The organism is Pseudomonas fluorescens HK44, from assembly GCF_000217955.3.
GTDB lineage: Bacteria > Pseudomonadota > Gammaproteobacteria > Pseudomonadales > Pseudomonadaceae > Aquipseudomonas > Aquipseudomonas fluorescens_AQ.
Map to the genome: position 1 here is coordinate 589,608 of NZ_AFOY02000015.1, position 24,657 is coordinate 614,264.

General features: G+C 59.1%; 19 protein-coding genes and 2 pseudogenes. 8 read left to right on the forward strand and 13 right to left on the reverse strand.

Annotated features, from left to right (window positions below; all coding sequences use genetic code 11):
* Positions 1-134: 134 nt before the first annotated feature.
* The 8 genes from HK44_RS15425 (at position 135) to HK44_RS15455 (ending at position 6,510) form a co-directional block, all read left to right on the forward strand.
* Positions 135-1,187: a WD40/YVTN/BNR-like repeat-containing protein gene (locus HK44_RS15425; RefSeq protein ID WP_024264974.1), complete on the forward strand. Its 1,053-nt coding sequence runs from the start codon at positions 135-137 to the stop codon at positions 1,185-1,187.
* Positions 1,188-1,210: 23 nt separating this feature from the next.
* A complete protein-coding gene (locus tag HK44_RS15430; RefSeq protein ID WP_019690606.1) occupies positions 1,211-3,586 on the forward strand; it encodes an efflux RND transporter permease subunit in 2,376 nt (791 codons plus the stop codon).
* A gap of 217 nt (positions 3,587-3,803) precedes the next feature.
* Entirely contained in the window at positions 3,804-4,094 is a 291-nt protein-coding gene (locus HK44_RS15435) for a DUF5629 family protein (protein ID WP_024264975.1), read from the forward strand.
* Positions 4,081-5,256 (forward strand): lactonase family protein, encoded by a 1,176-nt coding sequence (locus HK44_RS15440; RefSeq protein WP_024264976.1) that lies wholly within the window; start codon positions 4,081-4,083, stop codon positions 5,254-5,256. Before HK44_RS15435 ends, HK44_RS15440 begins: the two co-directional genes overlap by 14 nt.
* Before the next feature lie 158 nt (positions 5,257-5,414).
* A complete protein-coding gene (locus tag HK44_RS15445) occupies positions 5,415-5,594 on the forward strand; it encodes a hypothetical protein (RefSeq protein WP_019690603.1) in 180 nt (59 codons plus the stop codon).
* 211 nt (positions 5,595-5,805) lie between these two features.
* A complete protein-coding gene (locus HK44_RS30170) occupies positions 5,806-5,931 on the forward strand; it encodes a hypothetical protein (protein ID WP_019690602.1) in 126 nt (41 codons plus the stop codon).
* Between the two features lie 115 nt (positions 5,932-6,046).
* The gene (locus HK44_RS15450; protein WP_019690601.1) at positions 6,047-6,256 is read left to right on the forward strand and encodes a hypothetical protein; all 210 of its coding nucleotides are present in this window, start codon (positions 6,047-6,049) and stop codon (positions 6,254-6,256) included.
* Positions 6,253-6,510, forward strand: coding sequence for a hypothetical protein (locus HK44_RS15455; RefSeq protein WP_019690600.1), 258 nt, complete (start codon positions 6,253-6,255; stop codon positions 6,508-6,510). The genes HK44_RS15450 and HK44_RS15455 overlap by 4 nt, the downstream gene beginning before the upstream one ends.
* Before the next feature lie 35 nt (positions 6,511-6,545).
* Here the strand turns inward: HK44_RS15455 and HK44_RS15460 are convergent, their stop codons facing one another.
* From HK44_RS15460 to HK44_RS15520, 13 genes and pseudogenes are all read right to left on the reverse strand, one after another.
* Entirely contained in the window at positions 6,546-7,151 is a 606-nt protein-coding gene (locus HK44_RS15460; protein WP_019690599.1) for a glutathione S-transferase, read from the reverse strand.
* The gene (locus tag HK44_RS15465; RefSeq protein ID WP_019690598.1) at positions 7,148-10,789 is read right to left on the reverse strand and encodes an AAA family ATPase; all 3,642 of its coding nucleotides are present in this window, start codon (positions 10,787-10,789) and stop codon (positions 7,148-7,150) included. Before HK44_RS15465 ends, HK44_RS15460 begins: the two co-directional genes overlap by 4 nt.
* Positions 10,786-12,030: an exonuclease SbcCD subunit D C-terminal domain-containing protein gene (locus tag HK44_RS15470; protein ID WP_019690597.1), complete on the reverse strand. Its 1,245-nt coding sequence runs from the start codon at positions 12,028-12,030 to the stop codon at positions 10,786-10,788. Before HK44_RS15470 ends, HK44_RS15465 begins: the two co-directional genes overlap by 4 nt.
* A 181-nt stretch (positions 12,031-12,211) precedes the next feature.
* Positions 12,212-13,852 carry a BatD family protein gene (locus HK44_RS15475; protein ID WP_019690596.1) on the reverse strand — a complete coding sequence of 547 codons (1,641 nt, stop codon included), beginning with the start codon at positions 13,850-13,852 and terminating at the stop codon, positions 12,212-12,214.
* Positions 13,849-15,600 (reverse strand): tetratricopeptide repeat protein, encoded by a 1,752-nt coding sequence (locus HK44_RS15480; RefSeq protein WP_019690595.1) that lies wholly within the window; start codon positions 15,598-15,600, stop codon positions 13,849-13,851. Before HK44_RS15480 ends, HK44_RS15475 begins: the two co-directional genes overlap by 4 nt.
* Positions 15,597-16,673: a vWA domain-containing protein gene (locus HK44_RS15485; protein ID WP_019690594.1), complete on the reverse strand. Its 1,077-nt coding sequence runs from the start codon at positions 16,671-16,673 to the stop codon at positions 15,597-15,599. The genes HK44_RS15480 and HK44_RS15485 overlap by 4 nt, the downstream gene beginning before the upstream one ends.
* Positions 16,666-17,160: a DUF4381 domain-containing protein gene (locus HK44_RS15490; protein WP_019690593.1), complete on the reverse strand. Its 495-nt coding sequence runs from the start codon at positions 17,158-17,160 to the stop codon at positions 16,666-16,668. The genes HK44_RS15485 and HK44_RS15490 overlap by 8 nt, the downstream gene beginning before the upstream one ends.
* Entirely contained in the window at positions 17,157-18,101 is a 945-nt protein-coding gene (locus HK44_RS15495; RefSeq protein ID WP_019690592.1) for a DUF58 domain-containing protein, read from the reverse strand. The genes HK44_RS15490 and HK44_RS15495 overlap by 4 nt, the downstream gene beginning before the upstream one ends.
* 5 nt (positions 18,102-18,106) lie before the next feature.
* The gene (locus HK44_RS15500; protein WP_019690591.1) at positions 18,107-19,066 is read right to left on the reverse strand and encodes an AAA family ATPase; all 960 of its coding nucleotides are present in this window, start codon (positions 19,064-19,066) and stop codon (positions 18,107-18,109) included.
* 280 nt (positions 19,067-19,346) lie between these two features.
* Positions 19,347-20,411 (reverse strand): autotransporter domain-containing protein, encoded by a 1,065-nt coding sequence (locus tag HK44_RS15505; RefSeq protein WP_019690590.1) that lies wholly within the window; start codon positions 20,409-20,411, stop codon positions 19,347-19,349.
* A 664-nt stretch (positions 20,412-21,075) separates the two neighbouring features.
* Positions 21,076-22,566, reverse strand: coding sequence for a proline--tRNA ligase (proS, locus tag HK44_RS15510; RefSeq protein WP_024264977.1), 1,491 nt, complete (start codon positions 22,564-22,566; stop codon positions 21,076-21,078).
* A 242-nt stretch (positions 22,567-22,808) separates the two neighbouring features.
* Positions 22,809-24,362, reverse strand: a pseudogene (locus HK44_RS15515) (IS3 family transposase).
* Between the two features lie 140 nt (positions 24,363-24,502).
* Positions 24,503-24,656, reverse strand: a pseudogene (locus HK44_RS15520) (endonuclease/exonuclease/phosphatase family protein); the annotation flags it as partial.
* Position 24,657 lies beyond the last annotated feature (1 nt).

A 24,657-nucleotide genomic window follows, 5' to 3' on the forward strand; every position in this document is an offset into this window, starting at 1 on the left:
GATAGGCCAGCTTCCGAAGGGGCTCTAGATTGCGCGTTTCAGGACTATGCTCCAAAAACGATCAATCGCTACGAGCACCCCCGCGGCGCCCTGAAAGGTTGAACGACCTAACAATAATAATGGGGGAAAGGTCTATGAGTGAGCCTGTCATGGGTGTGGGTTTTTGCCGCCCGCCGGCGTTACGCAGATTCGCGTTGCTGGCTACAGCGCTCTCGCTGTTGGGCTCTGCCGTGCTGTCGGCACCCGTTTTGGCCGCAGATGCACCGGCGTCCGATACGGTCTATTCGATTGAGTCCGCGAAGTCCGCCAAGGGGTTGATGCTTGATGTTGCGCATGCAGGAAAGCGCCTGGTGGCCGTCGGCGATCGTGGCCACATTCTGTATTCCGATGACCAGGGCCAGACCTGGACCCAGGCCAAAGTGCCCAGTCGGCAACTGCTGACCGCGGTCTATTTCGTCGATGACAAGCATGGCTGGGCTGTCGGTCATGACGCGCAAATCCTCGCCAGTGAAGACGGCGGCGTCACCTGGATCAAACAATTCGAAGACCTGAAGCGCGAAGCGCCACTGCTGGCTGTCTGGTTCAAGGACCTTAGTAGCGGTTTTGCCGTGGGTGCTTACGGCGCTCTGCTGGAAACCACTGACGGTGGAAAGAGCTGGGCAGACGTCGGCGATCGCCTCGATAACCCGGATCAGTACCACCTCAACGCTATCGCAGCGGTAAAGGATTCCGGGCTGTTCATCGTGGGCGAGCAAGGCAGCATGTTCCGTTCCCCTGACTGGGGGCAAACCTGGGAACGCCTTCAAGGTCCATACCAGGGGTCGCTGTTCGGGGTGATTGGCACTGCCAAGCCGGCGACGTTGCTGGCCTACGGTCTGCGCGGCAATCTGTTCCGCTCCACTGATTTTGGCAGCACCTGGGAGCAGGTCGAGCTCAAGGCGGCGCGCGGCGCGCTGGAGTTCGGTCTGTCCGGTGCGACCTTGCTTGACGACGGCAACATCGTGATCGTCGGTAATGGCGGCAGCGTGGTGCGCAGCAGTGACGACGGCGTGACCTTCAGCGTATTCAACCGTCCCGACCGCCTTTCCGTTTCGGCGGTCACGGGGGCGGGCAATGGCAACCTGATTCTGGTAGGACAGGGCGGCGTTCGCGCTACTTCGCCAATCGGCGCCGAGCTGGGCAAATAATGAGAGGCGCAGATATGACATCCATGAGCAGTCATCATCAAGACAAGGCGACGCTACTCGAGCGCCTGATTTTCAACAACCGCCCGGCAGTGATCGTCATCTGCCTGCTGGTCAGCATGTTCCTGTTCTGGCAGGCGACGCTGATCCGGCCGTCCACCAGCTTCGAAAAAATGATCCCGCTCAAGCATCCTTTCATCGAGAAGATGCTTGAACACCGCAATGACCTGGCCAACCTCGGCAATACCGTGCGTATCTCCGTGGAAGCCACCGATGGCGACATTTTCTCCAAGGAGTACATGGAGACCCTGCGCCAGATCAACGACGAGGTGTTCTACATCTCCGGTGTCGACCGTTCCGGCCTCAAGTCGCTGTGGAGTCCGAGCGTGCGCTGGACCGAAGTGACCGAGGAGGGTTTCGCCGGCGGTGAAGTCATCCCGCAGAGCTACAACGGCTCGGTCGACAGCCTCGATCAGTTGCGCAACAACGTACTCAAATCCGGCCAGGTCGGTCGGTTGGTGGCCAACGATTTCAAGTCGAGCATCGTCGATATTCCGCTGCTGGAGTCCTACCCGGACCCGCAGGACCAGGGCAAGCTGCTGGCACTGGACTACCAGAAGTTCTCCCACGAACTTGAAGGCAAGATCCGCGACAAGTTCGAAAAACAGAACCCCAACGTACAGATCCACATCGTCGGTTTTGCCAAGAAGGTCGGTGACCTGATTGACGGCTTGATCATGGTGGTCATGTTCTTCGGCGTGGCGTTCGTCATCACCCTGATTCTGCTGTTGTGGTTCACCAACTGCCTGCGCAGCACCGTGGCGGTGTTGAGCACCACCCTGGTGGCGGTGGTCTGGCAACTCGGGTTGATGCACGCCTTTGGCTTTGGTCTGGACCCGTATTCGATGCTGGTGCCGTTCCTGATCTTCGCCATCGGTATTTCCCACGGCGTGCAGAAGATCAACGGGATCGCCCTGCAGTCCAGCGATGCGGACAACGCCTTGACCGCCGCCCGGCGCACGTTCCGGCAGCTGTTTCTGCCGGGGATGATTGCGATCCTCGCGGATGCGGTGGGCTTCATTACCTTGCTGATCATCGATATCGGGGTGATTCGCGAACTGGCCATCGGCGCATCCATTGGCGTGGCGGTGATTGTGTTCACCAACCTGATCCTGCTGCCGGTAGCGATTTCCTATGTTGGCATCAGCAAACGTGCGGTCGAGCGCAGCAAGAAAGATGCAATCCGCGAGCATAGGTTCTGGCGTCTGCTGTCGAACTTTGCCAGCTCGAAAGTCGCCCCGGTTTCGATTCTCCTGGCGCTGATCGCCTTCGGTGGCGGCCTCTGGTACAGCCAGAACCTGAAAATCGGTGACCTCGACCAGGGTGCGCCGGAGCTGCGTCCGGATTCGCGCTACAACCAGGACAACAATTTCATCATCAAGAACTACTCCACCAGCTCCGATGTGCTGGTAGTGATGGTCAAGACCAAGGCGGAAGGCTGTTCGCGTTACGAAGCCATGGCGCCAATCGATGAACTGATGTGGAAGATGCAGAACACCGAGGGCGTGCAGTCGGCGATTTCCCTGGTGACCGTCTCCAAGCAGATGATCAAGGGCATGAACGAGGGCAACCTGAAGTGGGAAACCCTGTCGCGTAACCCGGACGTGCTGAACAACTCCATCGCCCGTGCCGACGGCCTGTACAACAACAGCTGCTCGCTGGCGCCGGTGCTGGTGTTCCTCAACGACCACAAGGCCGAAACTCTCGACCGTGCGGTGCATGCGGTGCAGGACTTCGCCAAGGAGAACAACAAGGAGGGCCTGGAATTCATCCTGGCTGCCGGTAACGCCGGGATCGAAGCGGCCACCAACGAGGTGATCAAGGAATCGGAACTGACCATCCTGGTGCTGGTGTACATCTGCGTGGCCACCATGTGCATGATCACCTTCCGTTCCTGGGCGGCGACCTTGTGCATCGTCTTGCCACTGGTGCTGACCTCGGTGCTGGGCAACGCGCTGATGGCGTTCATGGGTATCGGCGTGAAAGTCGCGACCTTGCCGGTGGTGGCGCTCGGGGTGGGGATTGGCGTGGATTACGGCATCTACATTTACAGTCGCCTGGAAAGCTTCCTGCGTGCTGGCTTGCCGCTGCAAGAGGCGTATTACCAGACGCTGAAGTCCACCGGTAAAGCGGTGCTGTTCACCGGTCTGTGCCTGGCCATCGGCGTGTGCACCTGGATTTTCTCGGCAATCAAGTTCCAGGCCGACATGGGGCTGATGCTGACCTTCATGCTGCTCTGGAACATGTTCGGTGCGCTGTGGCTGTTGCCGGCGCTGGCGCGTTTCCTGATCAAACCTTCAAGCCTCGCCGGGCAGAAGGGTAACTCGTTGTTTGCTCACTGATCGAGGCCGAAAATAACAAAGCCGCAACCTTCGGGTTGCGGCTTTTTTATTTCTCGAATTTCATCCCCCTTGTGGGAGCGAGCCTGCTCGCGATTGCGGTTTACCAGTCGACATTTCCATTGCCTGACACACCGCATTCGCGAGCAGGCTCGCTCCCACAGGGTTTGCGGCAACAATGCGCTATCATTGCTGTTTTCCCCTGAAAGACATGATTGCCATGACTGCCGTAACCCTTCTCAACGCCCTCGAACACTGCGCCATGGTCGAAATCGACGGCTTGCACGCCTTCGAATTCGCTCTCGACGAAGACGACAATCTGCACATCGAATGCATGGACGGCCGAGCGGCCAAACACTGGGAGTTCAGCCCGGCTCAGGTGCAGGCGGCGGTATTCGATCAAACCCTGCAGAGCTGGACCATCACCGGTGATTCCGGCGAGCACCGCCTGGTGTGCATGGAAGCGTTCGGTGGTGATGACGAAGAGGACGACGAGCATGAGGATGCGTAACGTCTGGCCACTGTTGATGGCCGGCAGTTTCGGCGCGATGGGGGTGCAGGCCGCACCCGCCGACGTCCATGAACTGCTGATCGGCACCTACACCCAAGGCCAGAGCCAGGGGATCTACCGACTCAAATTCGACAGCCGGAGCGGTCAACTCGACGCGACGCCGTTGCAGGTGGTCAAGAGCGCCAACCCGTCGTGGCTGACCTTGTCCAGCGACCAGCGTCGACTGTTTGCGGTCAACGAGAATGGTCCGGGTCAAGTTGACCCGGTAGGGCGTGTCAGCAGCTTCGCCGTCGAGCCGAACACCCATGCGTTGAGCCTGATCAGTCAGGTGCAGAGCCTGGGCAACGAACCGACCCATTCCAGCCTGAGCACTGATGGCAAATACCTGTTTGTCAGTAATTACTCGGTGGCCGAAGACCCGGGTGGCAGCCTCGCGGCATTGCCGGTGAGCGCCGATGGCAAGCTGGCACCGCCGGTGCAACTAAGCAGCCATCAGCCGAGCCGGGTCAATCCCGAGCGGCAGCTGTCGGCGCATGTGCATTCGACGGTGTCCTCGCCGGACGGCCAGTACGTGTTTGCCAATGACCTGGGTGCCGACAAGGTCTTTGTCTATCGCTATGACCCCAAGGCCAATCCGCAACGGCCGCTGACCGCTGCCACGCCGGCCTCGGTTCAGTTGCCGCCCGGCAGCGGACCGCGGCATTTGCTGTTCAGTGCCGACGGCAAGCACGCGTACCTGACCCTGGAAATGAGCGCGCAAGTTGCGGTGTTCGATTATCAGGCGGGCAAACTGACGCAGCGGCAGATGGTCGACCTGGCCGCCGGTAAACCCCCGTCGCAGAAAGCCGCCGCTGCGCTGCATGCCTCGTCGGATGGCAAATTCCTCTACGTCAGCAACCGAGGCACCACTAACGAGTTGCTGGTGTTCGCCATCGACCCGGCCAGTGGCGAGCTCAAGGAGCTTCAGCGTCGTTCGGTGGAGGGTGATCACCCGCGTGAATTCAGCCTCGATCCGAGCGGCAAGTTCGTGCTGGTCGCCAACCAGAAGAGCAACCAGATCGTCATCATCGCGCGTGATGTGAAGACCGGTCTGCTGGGCAAAACCGTGCAAAAACTGCCGTTCGACTCACCCAGCGATATCAGGTTCTTCCTGCGTCAATAAGCCGCAGGCCCCGTAAGCCGGGGCCTGCGTGGTTCTATTAATCTGAGTGATATCCGCTACTGCTGCAAAAGATTTCAAGAGCGCCAACCCTCGGGCGTAAGTTTGCTTCACAGCCTGCACAGGCAAGCAAGCCAACTGAATCTACGAGGGTTACCGCCATGAACTTCAATCTCTTCTCCGTGATCGCCGCTTCCGCCATCTCAGCCACTGTTGCTCTGCCAGCCAGTGCCAACACTGAGATCAGCTTGAAAAAATCCGGCACCCACAGCTACACCCAGAAATACCTGCAACAAAGCGCCAACTTCTACGCCGCGCTGGATCACAAGATTCAACACTGAGATTCAAACCCTGCCGACTTTATGCAGGCGCGAAGTCACTTGATCCGATCGGCGATCCTTTCGCTGGAAAGGCCAGAGTGATGTCGCTCCTGCATAAAACATTTGCGACTCCGCACCCCATTCAGCACAAATTCCTCGTGTAATATCACATAGCCATGTGTTTAAATTTGACGCTAATTTATTGACTCAATCTTTTCCAAGGATCGACGACATGGCGATGCGTCTGGCTGTGGTGCTGCTGTTTCTCTATTCCACCCCGATTCTATCGGCTGCCCGGCCGGTCGACGGCGAGCCTGAAGCCGCACGCGAGCGTTTGATGAGCGTGTTGCAGGACTGAACGTCGTCGGATTTTCGATCAATTAAACTGATAGCTACTATGCATAAAGGCCGCTATTAAAAACCGGTTATTTGATTGATTCTGTGGGCACTGAAACATGCCCACGGAGAATCCCATGGCCAGCGCAATCCTTTCTTCTGCCAAACACGGCGCGTATGTCGCCATTGGTTTATACGTGGCGATGGTTCTGGTGGTCAGCCTCTCGGCCCAGTCGCAGCGCCTCATGCAAGCGCCGATTCAGGTCGCTTATCCCGCCATCCAGTTTGAACACGCGCAGCACGTCAGCGCTGGGCATTCCGATGTTGCGGGAGCGGTGGGGGTATGAAAGGGCGCAAGCTGATGGTCGTCGCCTTCCTGGCATTCCTGACCAATGGATCTTCACTGCTCGGCATCGGCCAAGGTTCGGCGGGCTCGCTGGCACGGGCCATCGAGTGCAATCACAACATCGCCCACAACATCCAGACTGCCAAGGCGCTGGGGTTATTGGCGGGTAATCCGCCAGTCAAACCCAAAGCAGTGGTTCTGGGGCCGTTTGAAGTTGATTGTTCGGCGCTGCAAATGTGCAGCGTGTTGGCTTAATCGAATGTGGGAAGAGCCGGGCGACGCTTCCCACATTAGATCTTTGCCATGACTGCGGCAAAAAGATCTGACTCAAGAATCCCTCGAAGCCACGCCTGCAAATGTCGATACGGCGTCTGCGCAAACCACTCGCGGTCGACGTGCGCAAACTGGCGTATGAACGGCGCCAGTGCAATGTCCGCCAGGCTCAGATGATAGGCCAGCAGATAAGCTCGCTGTTGCAGCAACTCATCCAGCTCACGCAAAAACACTTCGCCTTCTGCGCGGTAATGCTCCATGGGATGTTCCGGGTAGCGTTCAGCGTATTTGTAGCGATTGAGGTGCAGCTTGAATGTCTGATCGTTTGCTTCGATCAGCGCAGCGCTCAGTTGTTGCGCCGCAGGATCGTCCTTGAGCAACCAATCCTGCGGGTCGTTCTGTTCCAGCGCCCACTGCATGATCTCCAGGCTTTGCTCTATCACCCGACCGTCAAGGCTGAGCACCGGCACGGTGCCCTTGCTCGACAGCGCGAGCAGCTCCGGCGGCTTGGCTTTCAGGCTGACCTCGACAATCTCCACCGCCACTGAACTGTAACGCAGCGCCATGCGTGCGCGCATGGCGTAGGGGCAGCGGCGGAAGGAATAGAGCGTCGGCGTGCTCATTTGACCTCCAGCGTGCTCAGGCCATTGCCTTGGCGACGAACCTGGATCTGCACCGGGATTCGCTCGTGCATTTCCTGTACGTGGGAGATCACCCCGACCTTGCGCCCCTGCGCCTGCAAGCCGTCCAGGGCGTCCATCGCCAATTGCAGAGACTCGGGATCGAGGCTGCCGAAGCCTTCGTCGATGAACAGCGATTCGATTTTCAGCGTGCTCGACGCCATCGAGGCCAGGCCCAGCGCCAGTGCCAGCGACACCAGGAAGGTTTCGCCGCCCGACAGCGAATGCACCGAGCGCAGTTCATCGCCCATCTCCGTGTCCATCACCAGCAAACCAAGCATGCTGCCACCGCGCTTGAGCCGGTAGCGACGCACCAGTTGGCGCAATTGGGCGTTGGCGTGATGCACCAGCAAATCGAGGTTATAGGCCTGGGCGATCTTGCGGAAGGTGTCGCCGGTGGCCGAGCCGATCAGGGCATTGAGCCGTGCCCAGCGCTGCCACTCGTTGTAGGCATCGCTGATGCGTTGGGCCAGTGCCTGATTGGCGTCCTGACGGCGTTGATCTTCGGCTTGTTGCGCACGCAGTTCGGCGCAGAGCTGCTCGCTGATGCCGAACTGCTCTTGCAGCTCGCCGAGGGCGCTGGCCAGTTGTTCGGCATCAAGGTTGCCGTTGTGCTGCGCCTGATGGCTGTGCAGACGCTGTTCGCGTTCATGCAGCAGCACCTTGGCTTGCTCGATGGCTTTTTCGCCGAGCTGAAGCTGTTGGCGCAGCTGGCTGACGTGCTCGTCGCTGAGCGCCAGTAACTGCTCCAGACCGCCATCGTCCAGTTCCGGATGAAGGGCACGCCATTCGGCGATCTTGCCGCGCAGCTCATGACTTTCGGCTTCCAGTGCGTGCTGGCGTTGTTGCTCGGCTTTGAGTTCGGCGGCCAGTTGAATCTGCTGGCTGCGGACTTCCTGCAAGTGCTGATTGGCCATCGCTTCGGCCTGTCGAGCCTGTTCGACGGCCTGATCCAGTTGCTGTTGCCACTGCTCGGCGCTCGGCTGGTCGCCCAGCAGTTCGGCGAGTTTCTGTTGGGCGGCGTGTTGCTGCTCGGCGAGTGCGCTGAATTGCAGCTGTGCGGCTTCCAGTTGCTGCACGCGTGTCAGTTGCCGGTCCTGTTCTTTCTCCAGGTTTTGCTGACGCTGTTGTTGTTCGCTGAGTTCTTCGCGTTGCAGTTCCAGCTGTTCCAGACGCTGGGCAACCTGCTGATCGAGTTGCATGAAGGTCGCAGCGGGTTCGTTGCGCAAACCGTCAAGGGTCGCAGCCGGAAGCAGGGCGCCGAACGCTGCCAGTTCTTCTTCAAGGCGCTGGCTGTCATTGCTCAACTCGCGCTGCTGGATCGCCAGTTGCTGGGCAGCCTGTTGGCTGGCCTGGTCGGCGGCTTGCAATTGTTGCTGAAGACGTGCGGCGTCTTGCTGCAAGGTGAGCAGGGCGCTTTGTCGTTGTTCGTCCTGGGCAATGCTCTGATTCAACTGAGTGCTTTGCTGATTCAGCCAGGCATCGCGTTTGCCGGCTTCCTGGGTCAGCAACTGGGCGGCCAGTGGATGCGCTTCAAGGCTCGGTGTCAGGCTCTGCTGCTGGGTCGCCAGCTGTTCCTGTTGTTGCAGCAGTTCTTTTTGCTGGGCAATCAATCCGCCGACTTCGGTGCGCAGGTCTGCGAGTTTTTCCTTCAGCGCGTCAACGGCTTTTTGCGCGTTGGCCTGTTCGCTTTCATCGTGCCGGCCGAGGCTTTGCAGCAACGCTTCAGGCTGATGATAAGGATGCTCGACGCTGCCGCAGACCGGGCACGGTTGATCGTCCTGCAACTGTCCGCGCAATTCTTCGACGCTGGCACTGCGCGCCAGGCGCTGACGCTCCAGCAGTTCCTGGGTGACCTTCAGGGTTTGCTCGGCGACCGTCAGTTCGGCCTTGGCCTGGACGCCTTCGCGGGTCAGGCGTTCGCGTTCTGTCTGGACGGTCAGCAGGCGTTGTTGCAGTTCCTGCGTGCGCGTGTCCAGCTCCTGCTGACGGGCCCACAGCCGCGCGAGCTCTTCGATGGCGCGTTGCTGTTTGCGGTTGTCTTGCAGCAGGCTGCCGAGGATCTGAATCTGCTCGGCAACGGCTTGTGGTTCTGCCCCGGCTTCGTTGAAGAGCAGCGCCAGGCTTTGGCGTTGTGCGCTGAGTTGGCTCGCGGTGTCGGCCGCACGCTGCTCCAGCTCGAGCAGTTCGGCCTGGCCTTTTTTCAGGCGATTGCCCACCAGCATCAACTGCTGCAATCGTTCGCGGTAAGCGTTCCAGGCGTCACTGACGGGAGCCAGTTGGACGCTCTGTTCCAATTGCGTTGCAATCGTCGCCAGGCGTTCGGCAACCCGTTGTTGCTGTTCGAGCATTTGCGCGATGGCCTGTTGGCCTTCGCTACTGGCCTGTTCGGCGTTGTGCTTGAGTTCGGCTGAAGTGTTGATGGACTGGGTCAGGCGCGCCAGGTTGCTTTGCTCTTCGAACGCCTGACGCAGCAGCGGGGCGTTATTGCTGTGCTCGCTTTGGGCCTGGGTCAACGCGGCTTTTGCGGACTCCAGGCTGTGTTCGAGTTGAACCTGACGGGTTTGCAGCTCGCTTTGCTGTTGGCTGTGTTGCTGAATCAGCGCGGCCAACGGGCTCAGTTGCGCGCTCAGCTCGGTTTGCCGGGCAAACTGATGCCGCTGTGGCGCCAGTTGTTCCAGGCGCGCCAGGTTCAGCCGTTCGCCTGCCTGGGCGTCCCACGACTGTTGAGCCTGTTGCCGTTGTTCAGCAGCGGCCCGTTGCTGGTCCTGCAACTGGTGCAATTCCTTGAGCCAGGTGTTCTGCAGTTCAAGTTGCTTGAGCTGTGCTTGCTGGTTTTTGAGTTGTTGCTGGGCGTCGTTGAAGCGCTGATCGAGTTCGGCGCGGGCCAAGGGTTCAAGGGGCGTTACGCCAGTGGCCTGATCTTGCAGCAACTTGTGGGCTTCACGGGTTTCCTTGCTTTTGTCGAAAGCGCGCTTGCCCAGGCGCGTGTAGAGCGCGGTGTCGGTGAGCTTTTCCAGCAGTTCGCTACGGTCGTTGTCATCGGCCTTGAGAAACGCGCTGAACTCGCTTTGAGCGAGCATCACCGCGCGGGTGAATTGTTCGAAATTCAGGCCCAGCACGGCTTCAAGCTGAGTCTTGTATTCACCTTTCTGGCTCGCCAGCAGTTGATCGGTGTCGAGGTCGCGCAAGCTTTGGCGGCTGGCTTGCAGCTTGCCGTTGGCTTTTTCGCGGGCGCGATTGGCTTCCCAGCGCGCCCGGTAGCGACGACCGTCGATGCCGACAAAGTCGACTTCGGCATAGCCGTCACCGGTGCCACGGCGCAGCAGGGTGCGCGGGTCGCCCGTGGCGATCTCGCCGTCCGCATCCGGTACTTTGGCGTCTCGTCCGGTATTGTTGAGGCGTGGCACTGCGCCAAACAGTGCCAGGCACAACGCATCGAGCAAGGTACTTTTACCGGCACCCGTCGGCCCGGTAATCGCAAACAGACCGGAACTGGCCAGGGGTTCGGCAGTGAAATCGATTTCAAAGGGGCCTGCCAGCGAGGCGAGGTTTTTCAGGCGGATCGCGAGAATTTTCATGGCTGTTCGCTCTCCTGCTGAACGTCTTGCAGCAGCACCGCAAAGTCTTTGAGTGTCTGTTCGTCGACCGCGCTGCCGTAGTTATCGAGCCAGGCACGGCTGAATAATTCCTGTGGCGTGAGCTGGTCCAGTTCGACCAACTGCCCCGTGTCATCCGCGCCATCTCGACCGCCATTGCCGGCGTATTCGGCAGCGATTCGCACCAGCCGCACGGCTTTGCCTTGCAGCGCGGTTTCGATCTGTTGGCGCAGGTCCGGCTGCGGTTCATCGAGGCGTACGCGGACTTCAAGCCACGGTTGGCGCTGGAGATCGGCCAACAGGTCGATGTTCGGTAAATCCGCGAGCTGAATCAGGATTTCACTGAGCGGAGCAGGGCCCAGGCGTTGCAGGTTGACCGCACGGGGGATCAACCGGGGTTCGACGCTGAGCAGCGTCTCGCCGTCGAGCGTGATGTCGAGAATTTGATGCTGATAGCCGATTTCGGAAAACGACAACGGAATCGGCGAGCCGCTGTAGCGAATGCGCTCCTCGCCGTTGACCTTCTGCGGCTTGTGCAAATGGCCAAGGGCAACGTAGCTGATACTCGGCCCGAACAGGCTGGCGGGCAGGGCTTCGGCGTTGCCGATGATCAGGCTGCGCTCGGAGTCCTCGGACACCGAACCACCGGCCATGTGCGCATGGCTGATGGCGATCAATGCCTGACCGGGTTGACGCTTGGCATTGGCGGCTTCGATCAGCCATTCATGCACCTGACCGATGCCGCGCAGGTAGTTGTCGCCCAGATGTGCACCGGTAACTTCGGCGGGGCGCAGAAACGGCAGCGCCAGGCACCAGCCGGCGATTTCACCCGAGGCATCGGGCAGCGGAATCAGCAAGCGCTCGGCGTCCAGTTGCCCGTCATCGAGCCACAACACCCGGCCCAGCGCGTGAGTGCGCAACCGGCGCATCAGCGGCGCGGGCAATTCGATCCGCGAGCCGGAGTCATGGTTGCCAGCGATCATCACGATGGTCAGCGATGGCTGCTGCTCGTGCGCGCTGACGATGAAGTCGTAGAGACGCTCCTGGGCTTTGACCGGCGGATTGACCGTGTCGAAGATGTCGCCAGCGATCAGCAGCACATCGGGCTTTTCCAGCGCCAGCTGACGCAGCAGCCAGTCGAGGAAACAGCCGTGTTCAAAGTCGCGCTCCTGGCCGTGCAGGTTCTGCCCAAGGTGCCAGTCGGAGGTGTGGAACAGACGCAAGGCAAACTCCGTAGGAAATAAGGTGATGGCCGCGGGAAAAATGATGGCGGCTAAAGGGGTGGGAGTTTACTGGCAAAAAGTCGGGAATGCAGAAAGGCAGAAAAGATCGCAGCCTTCGGCAGTTCCTACGGGATGTACACCATTCCACTGTAGGCGCTGCCGAAGGCTGCGATCTTTTGGTCTACTTCGGATACAACGGCGGCAATCCACTGTCGCCGACCGGATCATGGACCCGTTCGGCAATCGGAATGGCGCGGATCGCGCGCCAGAGTTCTTCGCCTTGCCAGTAATGCCCGGTTTCGCTGTAGAGCGCGCCATTCAAGCCGTCCAGTGCATCGGACAGCGGTACGAAGCGTGCGGCCATGTCGGCCAGGGTTTCCGGCTGTTGGCGGGCCCAGGCGTCGAGCGCCTGACGGGTGGCTTGAGGGTCGTTGGCCTGGCACGCACGCTTGAGGTCGTCGAGTAGCGTGCGCGGGCTCGGGCCCGTTTGTGCGGCGCGCAGAATGGCCGGTTGCCAGCGCGCACGCCACCAGAGGCCGAAGCCAAGCAGGGTGGTGCAGGCGAGGATCAAGGTGCTGAGTTTCCAGTACCAGAGTGCTTCACTGCCGACCGCTACGGTAGCCAGCACGTTACCCGCTGGAGTGTCGGCCATCAGGCTCGGGTTGTTTACGGCGTTCAGAGTGCGGGCGGGCAGGCTGCTGCGCTCCAGATGATCTTGAAGGGTGTTCCACCAGACCACGTCCACGGGCGGCAATTCGATCTGTCCGACGCGAGTGGGCACCAGTGCTTCGCGGTCTTCGCGGATACCGATCAACCCCCGGTCACCGGGTTGATTGCTCAGTAGTGGTTGATCGGGATATCGCCGTAATCCGCTGGTTTCGGTGGCGGGCAAGGGCGGCAGTTGCGAGCTGGCCAGGCCTTCGGCTTTCAGGGTCAGGCTGCGGGTCATGGACTCGCCCACTTGAACGTGATCAGGCGTAGGGTTCCAGCTTTCACTGAGACTCAGGCTGTGCGCAGGCAGCCAAGGGGCGTCGGCGGGATAATCGGCCGGTTTGGGCTTGACGGTCAGGTTGAGCCCAGTGGAACTCACGCGAATCAGTTTGCCCGCTTTTGGCCCTTGCGGGGCCGCCTCCTGAACGGGTTGCGTCTCCACCAGGGTGGCGCTGAACATCTGTGCGGGAATCGTCAGCAGGCCGCTGTGTTGCGGGTAAATTGCGTACTGCCGTTCGATCACGCCGTGGCGCAGGTCATTGATGACTTTTTCGTAAGTGCGCGACTCACCGAGTTGTTCGACGCGCGCATCGGGGATTTGCAGCGGGGTCAGGCTGCTGTCGTCATACAGCGACACCGAATGATAGATGCGCAAGGTCAGAATCGCCTGGGCCTGCACGTACACGGTGTCCTGATCGAGGCTGGTCTCGATGAACACGGGCGCCAGTTTGTCGGCGCTGTCCTGCTTCTCGCTTTCGACCACCTGCAAGTTGATCGGCTGGCTTTTGTACTCGCCGAGCGGCAGGGGCGGGATGACCAGTGTGCCGTTGTGCTTGGGCAGGAGGGTGATGATCCAGCGGGTGGTGGCGCGGCTGTCGTCGCCCAGGGTGGTGAGCTGGTTGACCTGGCGGGTGCCACGGACCTCGAACAATGGATCAAGTGCGCTCAGGTCAGGTTTGCCGAACTGCGTGACATCACTGGATTCGAGGGTCAGTTCGACCGTTTCGCCGGAATTCACGCGGCTGCGATCGATGCTGGCAGCCAGACCCGCAGCCTGGGCACCCACGGTCCAGAGCGAAAGGCTGAGCAATAGAACGGTGAAGCGGGTCATCGAGTTTTTCCCTGATCCTGATGTTGTTGCTGTTCGTACCAGAATTTACGTTTAAGCAGTTCGCCCGGCTCATCCGGGATTTTACGCAGCCATTGCTCCAGAGCCTGGCGGTGCTCGGCGTCGAAGTTGGCGTCGGCGGTGCGGATCGTCGGTGTGGTGCGTTGTTCGTTGCCCGACTCACTGCCCGGCACTTCATTATTGCCCGGTTGTGGCGGGCTGTCGGTCTGGTTTTCGCTGTTGGCGTCGTTGTGCGATTGCGCGGTTTGCGTGTCGGTCTTTTGCTCGTCACCGGTCGAGGGCTGTGTCGACGCACCCGGTGGCGGGGGTTGCTGGGGTTGCGGGTGCTCTTCGCCGTCGGTTTTATCCGGCTCGTTGGATGATGTGGGGGCTTTCTGTTTGATCAACGCTTCTACCAGCGCTTTGTTGGTCTGCGCCGGGCGTAAATCAGGTTGCAGCTCAAGGGCTTGTTCATAGGCATCGACGGCAGCTTCCAGTTCACCGCTTTTAGCCAGGGCGTTGCCGCGATTGTAGTGCGCACGGGCGTCGTTGCCTTCGGCGAAACGCTCGGCGGCAGCAGCATATTCACCGGCCTCATACAGCGCAACGCCTTGCCATTGCCGGTCCTGAAAACGCTGCGCGGCCTCCGCGGGCTGGTGTTGCTTGAGCAAATGCAGGCCCTGTTGGTCCGGGCGCAGCCAGAGATCGTTGAACTCGAAGGCGTAACTCGGTTGCGGCAGCATGAACAGCAATGGCAGGCAGAACAGCCAGCCTCGGCGTCCCGCGCAGGCCGTCAGCAGCAACAGCGGCAATAACAGCCAATAGCCCTGATCGGCCCAGGTATCGAGGCGCAGGGTCTGGCCATCGTTACGCACGCTATGCGGGCTATCGAGCAGCCCGAGACCGCGCAGGTCGCTGTCGTCCAGTTGCGCTTGCCGGTAACGCCCCTCCATTTCGCCAGCAAAGGCTTTCAGGCTCGGCCCGTCGAGATGCGGTACGAGGATCGCGCCTTGCGCATCCTTGAGGAAACTGCCGTGTTCGTCAGCGATCGGTGCACCTTGCGGGGTGCCGATGCCGAGCATCAACCATTGCGGTTCCTGACCGCGCAGGGCCTGACGAATACCCTGGCGTTCCTGTTCGGTCAGGGATGAGCCTATCAGCAGAATCCGGCCCTGGCCGAGGGCGCCGCGGTTGAGCAATGCCAGCGCCTTGACCACGGCCAGATCGGCGCGATGACCGGCCTCGGGCATGATCGACGGCTTCAGCGCTTCCAGCAGGTTGCGACTGGTGGCCAGGTCGTCCGAGAGCGGCACCAGCGTGTGCGCGCTGCCGGCATAGACGACGATGGCGGTCTGTGCGTCGCTGCGGGCTTGCAACAGGTCGAGCAGCTTGCGCCGGGCCTGTTCAAGGCGCGTGGACGGCACGTCGGTGGCGAGCATTTCCGGGGTCAGTTCAAGCAGAACCACCAAGGGGTCGGCAGGTTTCTGCGCGGCTTGTTCGACCCGCTCCCAGCTGGGACCCAGCAGTGCCAATACCGCCAGAATCCAGGCCAGGCCCAGGGCGACCCACGGCAACTTGCTTTCACGGCCGTTGCCACCGCTGAGCAGGGCGGCATGGAAGGCCGGCGGCAGGATCATCTGCCAGCGACCCGCGCGTTTTTTCCGGTGCCAGAGTTGCCACAGCAACCAGCCCAATAGCGGCAACAGCAGCAGCCACCAGGGGCGGAACCAATACGGCCAGAGCGCGATCATCGGCGCCTCCGCAGACGCAGGCGTTTAAGCCGCTGATGCCAGTCAGGGTGCTGTTGCAGAAAATGTTCCTTGGTGAAAAAACGTTGCAGCGGATTGTCGGGCCAGCGTTCGCGGATCACCAGCAACAGGCTCATCAGCAACGCGCCAGCCAGCGGCCAGTTGTACAGCGCTTGCGCCGGGCGCGCCTGGGTCGGCTGTTGGGTCACGGGTTCCAGTTGATCGAGGGTCTTCTTGATCTCCAGCAATTCCTTGCCATCACGCGCACGGAAGTAGCGCCCGCCAGTAGCCTCGGCGATAGCTTTCAAGGCGGGTTCATCAAGGTCCATGGTCGGATTGCCCGCCAGAAAAGCCAGGGAGCCAGCTTGCTCCGGATCGGCGCCAATGCCGATCGGGTAGATTTTCACGCCTTCTTCGGCAGCCAGTCTTGCCGCGGTCAGCGGATCGATTTCACCGCCATTGTTGGCGCCATCGGTGACCAGAATCAGCACGCGGCTTTGCGCCGGGCGTTGGCGCAAGCGCTTCAAGGCCAGGCCGATGGCATCGCCAATAGCGGTGTTCTTGCCGGCGATGCCGATCCGCGCTTCGTCAAGCCAGATGCGCACGGTGCGCCGGTCGAACGTCAGCGGTGCTTGCAGAAACGCCTGGCTGCCGAACAGGATCAGGCCGACGCGATCACCGTCGCGCCCTTCAAGGAAGTCGCCAAGCAAGTGTTTGACCAGTGTCAGGCGGCTGACGTCTTCGTCTTGCCACTCCATGTCGGGGAAATCCATGGAGCCGGAAACGTCGACGGCCACCAGCAGGTCGCGTCCGCTGGCGGCTATCGGCAGCGGTTCGCCGAGCCACTGCGGGCGTGCGGCGGCAATCAACAGCAGCAGCCAGAGCAGGATGAACGGTGCTTGCTGGCGCCAGGCCGGCAGGTTGGCACGGGCGCGACGTCGGGCCAGGCCTTCAAGGTCGCTGAGAAAGCTGACCTTGAGTGCCGGTTCGCCGCTGTCGGCGACCGGCAGCACAATCCGCATCAGCCACGGCAGTGGCAGCAGGGCGAAGATCCATGGCCAGGCGAACTCAAACATGTTTGCGAATCCAGGTGTCGACGGCTTGTGTCAGGCCGGCGATGGCCTTGTCGTCGAGTTTGCATTCCGGTTTGTAGGCACCTTCAACCAGGATCATCCAACGGGTCAGGCCGGCAGCCGGGCAACGGTTATCGAGAAACGCCAGCCATTTACGACCGTTAAGGGTGTGGCTCTGGCTGTAGGGGTAATGGTTGCGGCACAGACGCTTGAGCAGCCCGTTGAGTTGCTGCAACCAGGCGCCGGCGGGCGCGCCGTCATAGGGTTTGGGCATTTGCGCCAGTTCCGCCAGAGCCGCCAGTCGCACCGGGTCCAGCGGCTGTTCGGCGCGCACGGTAGAACGCTTGACGGGAATAAAGCGGCGTAGCTGCCACAGGCCAAAGCCGATCAGTGGCAGCAGCACCAATAGCAGCCACCAGCCCGGCGCCGGCGGCCAGAACTCGATGGGCGGTGGAGTCATCAGCGGTTGCAGTTGATCGAGGCTGTTCATTGGCTTTTACCCGGACGCTGCGGGTTCAGGTATTCACGCAATTGTTCGACCATCTCGCTTTGAGTGCTCAGGGGCATTAACAGCACGCGCAGTTTCTGCGCGAGCAATTCCCAGCGGGCGATGCGGGCTTCGGCCTGGGCGCGATAACTTTGGCGCAGGTCGAAGTTCAGCGTGTCGAGTTCAAGTTGAGCCCCACGCTCGGCGAAACGCAGCAAACCGGCAGCGGGCAGGGCATGGTCCAGAGGGTCGGAGACTGGCAATAACAGCAAATCACAGTGCCGCGACAGCAGGCTCAGTTGCTGCTCGGCGCCCTCGGACAAGGCGCGCTCGTCGCAGATCACGATCACCAGGCTCCCGGGGCGCAGCACTTCGCGCGCGCGGCGCAGGGCCATTCCGAGGCTGTCGCGATCCGGCTCGCTTTCGGTCGTGAGGGACTGGTTGACCCGCACCATGCGGTTGAGCAATTGCAGCAGGCTTTGCTTGCTGCGCCGGGGTTTGATTTCGTAGTGCTCGTTGTCGCCGTACACCAGCCCGCCAACACGGTCGTTATGTCCCAGTGCAGCCCAACCGATCAGGCTCGCGGCTTGCGCGGCCAACACCGATTTGAACATCAGCCCCGAGCCGAAAAACAGCCGGCGACTTTGCTCGACCATGATGAAAATCGGCCGCTCGCGCTCTTCGTGAAACAGCTTGGTGTGCGGTTCCTGGGTGCGTGCGGTGACGCGCCAGTCGATGGTTCGCACATCGTCGCCAGCCTGATAGACCCGCACCTGATCGAAGTCCACGCCACGCCCGCGCAGCTTGGAGTGGTGCAGGCCAATCAGCGGGCTGCGTTGGCTCGGCGTGGAAAACAACTGCACCTCGCGCACGCGATGGCGCATCTCGATCAGCTCGGAGAGGCTGACACGGATACCCGGTTCGGGCGCAAGCGGCTTGTTCATCGGGGTCAAGCGACGGCAACGACGTCGAGAATCCGCTGGACCACACGGTCCTGGTCAATGCCAGCGGCTTCGGCTTCGAAGGAAAGAATGATGCGATGGCGCAACACGTCGAACAGCACCGCTTGAATGTCTTCGGGGCTGACGAAATCACGACCGGCCAGCCAGGCGTGAGCGCGGGCGCAGCGGTCGAGGGCGATGGAGCCGCGCGGGCTGGCGCCATAGGCAATCCACTCGGACATTTCCGGGTCGAACTTGCCCGGCGTGCGGGTCGCCATGACCAACTGCACCAGGTATTCCTCCACGGCGTCGGCCATGTACAAACCGAGGATTTCCTTGCGCGCGGCAAAAATCGCTTGTTGGCTGATACGGCGCTCGGGCTTGGTTTCGCCGTGCAGCGCTTCACCGCGGGCCTGTTGCAGGATGCGTCGCTCGACGGCGGCGTCCGGGAAACCGATTTTGACGTGCATCAGGAAACGGTCGAGCTGGGCTTCAGGCAGCGGGTAGGTGCCTTCCTGCTCGATCGGGTTCTGGGTCGCCATGACCAGAAACAGCGGCGACAGCTCATACGTGCTGCGGCCCACGCTGACCTGCCGTTCGCCCATGGCTTCGAGCAAGGCCGACTGGACCTTGGCCGGCGCCCGGTTGATTTCGTCGGCCAGCACCAGGTTATGGAAAATCGGCCCCTGCTGGAACACGAAACTGCCGGTTTCCGGGCGGTAGATCTCGGTGCCGGTGATGTCGGCAGGCAGCAGGTCGGGTGTGAACTGGATGCGATGGAATTGTGCTTCGATACCTTCGGCAAGCTCTTTGATGGCCTTGGTCTTGGCCAGGCCAGGGGCGCCTTCGACCAGCATGTGGCCGTCAGCGAGCAGAGCGATGAGCAACCGCTCGATGAGTTTTTCCTGGCCGAGAATCTGCGTTGAAAGAAAGGTTCGCAGCGCAAGCAGCGCTTCACGATGTTCCATCGATGACTGTTCCTGGAGAGGGTGAGCAAAGGCGTCCGAATAACGCCAGGGCTGGGGGCGATACTTTAATCCATCACGGGGGGTGGAGACTAACGGCGATCAGGGAATTTTTGGGTTTTGTGGGCCGGTTTGGGGGATATTCGGGTTTTTTGCTGTGTAGAGCCTGAATCAGCGCTGTTTTGCACACGGCCTGTTGGCGCATGGTTTGCCGGCGATGGCGATCTGACGGGTGTCATCGCTGGCAAACCGTGCGCCTACGGTTCGCAGATCTTCCTGATGGTCACCAACGCATCCGTATCCCGAGGCTGCCGATCAACCCATTCAAGTCGTTGTTGGTGGTCGCGCTGTTGTAATCGCCGCTGACATACAGGCTGACGGAGGGCGTGACCCTGGCCACCAGCCCCAGTCCCAGTTCTATCGAGGACGAGTTCCGGCTGCTGCTGAGTTTGTCGACCTGACCGAGGGTCACGGTGTCGCTGGTATTGACCGTGTGCCAGAAGTTGGTACGGACATAGGGTTCGATCGGCAGGCCCTTGATGTCATAACTGCCTTTCAAGCTGGCACCGACCCTGCCGCTCCAGGACGTCAGGTCGCTGGATGAGGCATTGCCGCTACCGGCATAGGGGGTGTCCAGGGAAATACGCTGGTTGATCAACTCCGCCTGGGGTTCGATGACCCAGTTTTCGCTGATGCCGATGGGGAACCCGCCTTCCACCGAGAGGGTCATGGCGCTGCCTTCGGCGGTCTGTCGCTGGCCCCGATCATTGACGTTGTAGCCATTGATCCGACCACCACTGGCGGTCAAGTCCAAATGCCAGCCGCGTGCGCCGGTCAGGCTCCAATAGGCGCCAAGATTAGGGCCTTGCACGTTTAGGGTGTTGTTCGGGTCAACAATGGCAGAGCTGATCAACAGGCCATTGCCATTGCCCTGAAACTGGTTGGTACCGCCCACCAGACCAACGCGTTGGGTGCTGCCGCCGCTGCTTTGCAGGGTAATCAATGCCGGGCCTCTGAGTTCGGAGTCGGTCGTGCCGGAAAACGGTGAGCCAAGGATGTCGCGCTCCGCGCTCCTAGCGGGCTGGCCGTAGACCCGATCCCAGGCAGAAGGAGCGGCTTGCTCGACTGTCAGCAACTGGTTATCAAGACCGGGATTGTGGATGAAGCGGATGCTGTTACTCGTATCAGGCGTCGGCAGGGTGAGCGTGGGGACATCTTGCTGATACCAGGGGGTGACCTCGTCCTCGACTGACGACGCCTGTACCTTCATGGAAGTGCACAGCACCAGTGAGGTGGAAACGGTGTACAGAGTAATTTTGATCTCGTGTTGGATGAGGGAGGTGTTCATGGAGGTCTACCTTGCAATCGCATGCCATGACTCTGTTTGGCGTCTCTCCTACCCCGAATGAGGGGCGACCGATTTCATTGAGGCAAACCCCGCCGGCCCGTTTTAACGGGTTTCCGGGGCTTGCCCCAGAAGGTAATTCCGGGGGTAGTAACGTTTAGCTAAGAAGACCGTTGGCGTTGCGTCAAGAAATTGAACGATGAGTGGTATGGCTAATTTAGGCGTTGCAACTGACTGATTTTTGGTAATTATCTAAGTTGTTGTTTATCTGGGGAATCGTATTTTTGACGTCAAATCAGCGGTGTTTTTTACGTCAAAAAGGTTTTGATGCCAAGGCATGAGTCGTGCTGCGAGAGGCTTTTCTTGGGGGGCATCCTCCGAACGGCTTGACATTAATAATAAGAAATCTACCCGCTCGCTATGTTTCAGTGAATGCCGAGTCGTGCAAGCAGCTAATACATCAATGTTCATGTGTTGATGTGGCTGTAGGAAGAAAATTACGTAATTTCGAGAAGAGTCTTAAGTTGAATCAGGATTGGTAGTTCGTTGGCTGTGCGTAAGTTCTGAAATTTAGATATTTTCTTTGCGAGAATTTTTTATCTGTACTAGTTTCGAATAGTTATTTAAAAAACAGCCCCTTTCAGGAGGGGCTGGTCATGATCAAGGATTAATACGATTTCGCGTAAAGAGCCCACGTATTGGTTGGCTTTCCAGTGAATAAACAGGTTGCTGTAGCCTTGGGTTGAACCAAGGGGATGCAGCGGACTGTTACGCCGAACTCTCCAATGGCCTTTTCAACTTCTTCGTCCTCAATGAACGGCGCTAGAACGAAAGCATTCGAATTGTCTTTTTGTTTGAAGGCTTTCTTGAAGTCTTCAAGGCTGGTCACTGTTTTGGTGTGTTCGGAAAGTTTTGATTTTGCACGGTCCAGCATAGACTTCTGAATGGTAAGTAGTGTGCTAGTAATTTCTTTTGAAAAGGTATCGTAGTTAATTTTCATAATGCTCTTGGCGTTGTCTCTGCAAGAATAAGAGACCATGTTTTGTTCGAGTTCCTTTGTCCCGATTTCCACACGAACAGGCACGCCGCGCTTTATGTGATACCACTTTTTCTCGCTACCATTCATCTCGCGTTTATCGACACTAACTCTGAGGTTCTGTCCCTTGATTTTCTTGCGTGAGATCTTCTTTTTCAAATCATCGCAGTAAGCATGGATAGCTTCGGCATCCTGCTCATTGCCAACTATCGGAACGATGATGATCTGCGTTGGTGCTACCAACGGCGGTATCACCAGTCCATCGTCGTCTCCGTGGGCCATGATCATGGCACCAATCAATCGCGTGGAAACGCCCCATGAGGTTGTCCAGGCAAGTTCCTTGATCCCTTCCTTGTTGACGAAACGAATGTCCGAGGCCTCGGCGAAGTTTTGACCTAAAAAATGCGAGGTCCCGGCCTGCAAAGCCTTGCCGTCCTGCATCATCGCTTCAATGGTGTAGGTACTGACGGCACCCGGAAATCTTTCCCATGAACACTTTTCACCCTTGATAACCGGTATGGCCAGATGGTCGACGGTGAAACGCTCATAGATATCGAGCATCTTTAATGTCTCGTCCAGGGCCTCTGATTTGGACGCATGAGCGGTATGGCCTTCCTGCCACAGGAACTCCGACGTTCTGAGGAAGATCCTTGGACGCATTTCCCAGCGGAGCACATTGGCCCACTGATTGATAAGCAAGGGTAAGTCTCGGTAGCTTTGCACCCACCTTGAAAACGAGGCGCCGATAACTGTTTCGCTGGTGGGTCTTATGATGAGTGGTTCTTCCAGTTCACCGGCAGGGATTAATTTTCCATTGGCTGATTGTTCGAGTCGATGATGGGTTACAACTGCACACTCTTTGGCAAAACCATCTACATGCTCTGCTTCTTTTTGAAGGAAGGATAATGGGATTAAAAGTGGAAAATATGCGTTCGCATGCCCTGATTTTTTGAATTTCTGATCAAGTTCTCGCTGAATCTGTTCCCAGATTCCATAGCCCCAAGGGCGAATGACCATACAGCCTCTAACGGGAGAATTTTCAGCAAGTTCAGCTTGGCTGACGACTTGTTGATACCATTCCGAAAAGTTTTCATTTCTTGTAGGCGATATCGCGTTTTTCATAATGCCTCGGGCCTAGAAAAGGTTGCGTGTGATTTTGGATCTCGTGTTGTGTAGACGTATGTATATTTTTTGGAGGTTAGAATTTCAAGTGTTCATGTTTTTGTTTGGTGATTTCGGAAATTTCTTTCAGACAAATCTGCTTTTTGACGGGAGGGGCGCGCTTAAAGATGTGGTTCATTCTGCAATCAGGATCGTTTGCAGTAACGGCGTTTTTCAAGGTAGTTGTCGCGTCAACCGTCTAACTATGCCGCTCTTTTCTCGACCTGTTGCTCTCGATCCGGGTTCAAAAACACGGTACCGATCGGCTCCCAGTTACGCGTCTGACCCGACCAGCGCTCCGGGGTTTTCCCCTTGGCTCGTTCGTACAGCTCATGTCGCAGGGCCAAGACTTGATGATCCAGCCCTCGATGCCGCTCGACTGGCGTGACAAAACGGATCCGGCTATGCCGGTGCTCGTGGTTATACCAACGCATTAAAAATCCCTCACCCAAGCTCGTGCGGCGTCCAAACTGGCAAAACCATCCTGTGGCCATTGCGGGCAGTACTTCAGCGTTCTAAACAGCGACTCCGAGTAGGGATTGTCGTTGCTCACCCGTGGTCGTCCCCGCGAGGGCGTGATGCCCAGCTCGTACATCTTGCTCAACAGCGTCACCGATTTCATCGGCGCTCCGTTGTCCGAGTGCAGCACCAGCGGTTCGCGTAAACACTGCTCGCCGATCACGCTGCGTTGCAGCAGTGCGGCGGCTTTCTCGCCGCTTTCCGCGTCGTAGACCTCCCAGCCCACGGCCTTGCGGCTGTAAATATCCTCGATCAGATAGAGATAGTAGTACTTGCCGCGTATCGGCGACGGCAGATACGTGATGTCCCACGACCAGACCTGATTGGGCGCTTTGGCCGCATGAGTCGTCGGTGCTGCGTACCGCCTGGGGCGCTGACAACGGCCTCGATGTTGCTGTTGACCCGCCGCACGCAAGACGCGATAAAACGTGGCCTCCGACGCTAGATAACGCCCTTGATCGGCCAGGCGCGGCACGATCTGGCTGGGCGGCAAGTGAGCATAATCAGCGCCGTTGCACAGCGTCACAATCGCCTGGCGCTCGACCTCACTCAGCGCATTACGCGGCGTTGGCCGTGTGACAGTCGTTCGGGCATCGGTGCGGATAACGTTTGTTTCAGTCCACCGTTGCAAAGTCCGCAGCGATAGTCCGATTTCCCGGCAGGCCCTGATTTTTCTGGCTCCCGCCACGACCGCGTTGCTCAGCCAGCCAACGAGTAACTGCCGTTCTGGCAAAGTCGTCAGTTGTCCTCGTTGTCGGTCCCCCAGTAGTCGTTGAGCTTTTTTCGCAGCACCAACAACGCAGCTGTTTCAGCAAGTGCCTTGTCTTTTCGACGCAGTTCGCGCTCAAGTTCCTGGATGCGTTTCTATCCTTGCGAGACTGCTCCCGATCTTCTTTTTGCTGGGCCTTTTCCGATTTCTGGCCGGTGATGAAGGCTTGTCGCCAGGCAGTGATTTGCTCGGGGTAAAGGCCTTTGCGGCGGCAATACTCGCCCAGGTCGATCTCGGACAAGCCGGCCGCTTCAAGGACGACAGCAAACTTGGTTTCGGCTGACCAACTCTCGGCCGGTGACTTGTTTTCGGACACTGCACTTCCTTCAGAACTGAGCTGCTTGCGCCAGTTGGACAAAGACATTTCGCTGACCCCTTCGCGCCGGGAAACCTCGGCCATCGACAGGTTCAGTGGGGGAAGCAGCATCTTGAGTAATGCGGCTCTGCGTTCAGGTGAATAGTACGGCACAACCAATCTCTTTCCGCCCCCGGTATGCTTTTTAGGAAAAACCGGAGAGGCGACAACTATCCTGACACCGGGGGTAACAAGAAGAAACCGAGGGATTCACCTGCAAGCCCAAGGAGAAACATTAAACATACACTTCAACCGCCAGCGATGATCCCGGGGGCGTCATCCGGCAGCGACTCGATCAATTGATAGAGCAGGGCAAACTTGCAATTGGCGATGGTTTTCCAACAGGCACAGGTGGACACAGATCGCGTGTACTTCGGTGTGCCCCGGAACATCGAGCACGCAATGCAGC

Excerpts from the sequence above, each read along its gene's own strand:
- HK44_RS15425 (WP_024264974.1), top strand. The coding sequence starts at position 135 with ATGAGTGAGCCTGTCATGGGTGTGGGTTTTTGCCGCCCGCCGGCGTTA.
- HK44_RS15430 (WP_019690606.1), top strand. The coding sequence starts at position 1,211 with ATGAGCAGTCATCATCAAGACAAGGCGACGCTACTCGAGCGCCTGATT.
- HK44_RS15435 (WP_024264975.1), top strand. The coding sequence starts at position 3,804 with ATGACTGCCGTAACCCTTCTCAACGCCCTCGAACACTGCGCCATGGTC.
- HK44_RS15440 (WP_024264976.1), top strand. The coding sequence starts at position 4,081 with ATGAGGATGCGTAACGTCTGGCCACTGTTGATGGCCGGCAGTTTCGGC.
- HK44_RS15445 (WP_019690603.1), top strand. The coding sequence starts at position 5,415 with ATGAACTTCAATCTCTTCTCCGTGATCGCCGCTTCCGCCATCTCAGCC.
- HK44_RS30170 (WP_019690602.1), top strand. The coding sequence starts at position 5,806 with ATGGCGATGCGTCTGGCTGTGGTGCTGCTGTTTCTCTATTCCACCCCG.
- HK44_RS15450 (WP_019690601.1), top strand. The coding sequence starts at position 6,047 with ATGGCCAGCGCAATCCTTTCTTCTGCCAAACACGGCGCGTATGTCGCC.
- HK44_RS15455 (WP_019690600.1), top strand. The coding sequence starts at position 6,253 with ATGAAAGGGCGCAAGCTGATGGTCGTCGCCTTCCTGGCATTCCTGACC.
- HK44_RS15460 (WP_019690599.1), bottom strand. The coding sequence starts at position 7,151 with ATGAGCACGCCGACGCTCTATTCCTTCCGCCGCTGCCCCTACGCCATG.
- HK44_RS15465 (WP_019690598.1), bottom strand. The coding sequence starts at position 10,789 with ATGAAAATTCTCGCGATCCGCCTGAAAAACCTCGCCTCGCTGGCAGGC.
- HK44_RS15475 (WP_019690596.1), bottom strand. The coding sequence starts at position 13,852 with ATGACCCGCTTCACCGTTCTATTGCTCAGCCTTTCGCTCTGGACCGTG.
- HK44_RS15480 (WP_019690595.1), bottom strand. The coding sequence starts at position 15,600 with ATGATCGCGCTCTGGCCGTATTGGTTCCGCCCCTGGTGGCTGCTGCTG.
- HK44_RS15485 (WP_019690594.1), bottom strand. The coding sequence starts at position 16,673 with ATGTTTGAGTTCGCCTGGCCATGGATCTTCGCCCTGCTGCCACTGCCG.
- HK44_RS15490 (WP_019690593.1), bottom strand. The coding sequence starts at position 17,160 with ATGAACAGCCTCGATCAACTGCAACCGCTGATGACTCCACCGCCCATC.
- HK44_RS15495 (WP_019690592.1), bottom strand. The coding sequence starts at position 18,101 with ATGAACAAGCCGCTTGCGCCCGAACCGGGTATCCGTGTCAGCCTCTCC.
- HK44_RS15500 (WP_019690591.1), bottom strand. The coding sequence starts at position 19,066 with ATGGAACATCGTGAAGCGCTGCTTGCGCTGCGAACCTTTCTTTCAACG.
- HK44_RS15505 (WP_019690590.1), bottom strand. The coding sequence starts at position 20,411 with ATGAACACCTCCCTCATCCAACACGAGATCAAAATTACTCTGTACACC.
- proS (WP_024264977.1), bottom strand. The coding sequence starts at position 22,566 with ATGAAAAACGCGATATCGCCTACAAGAAATGAAAACTTTTCGGAATGG.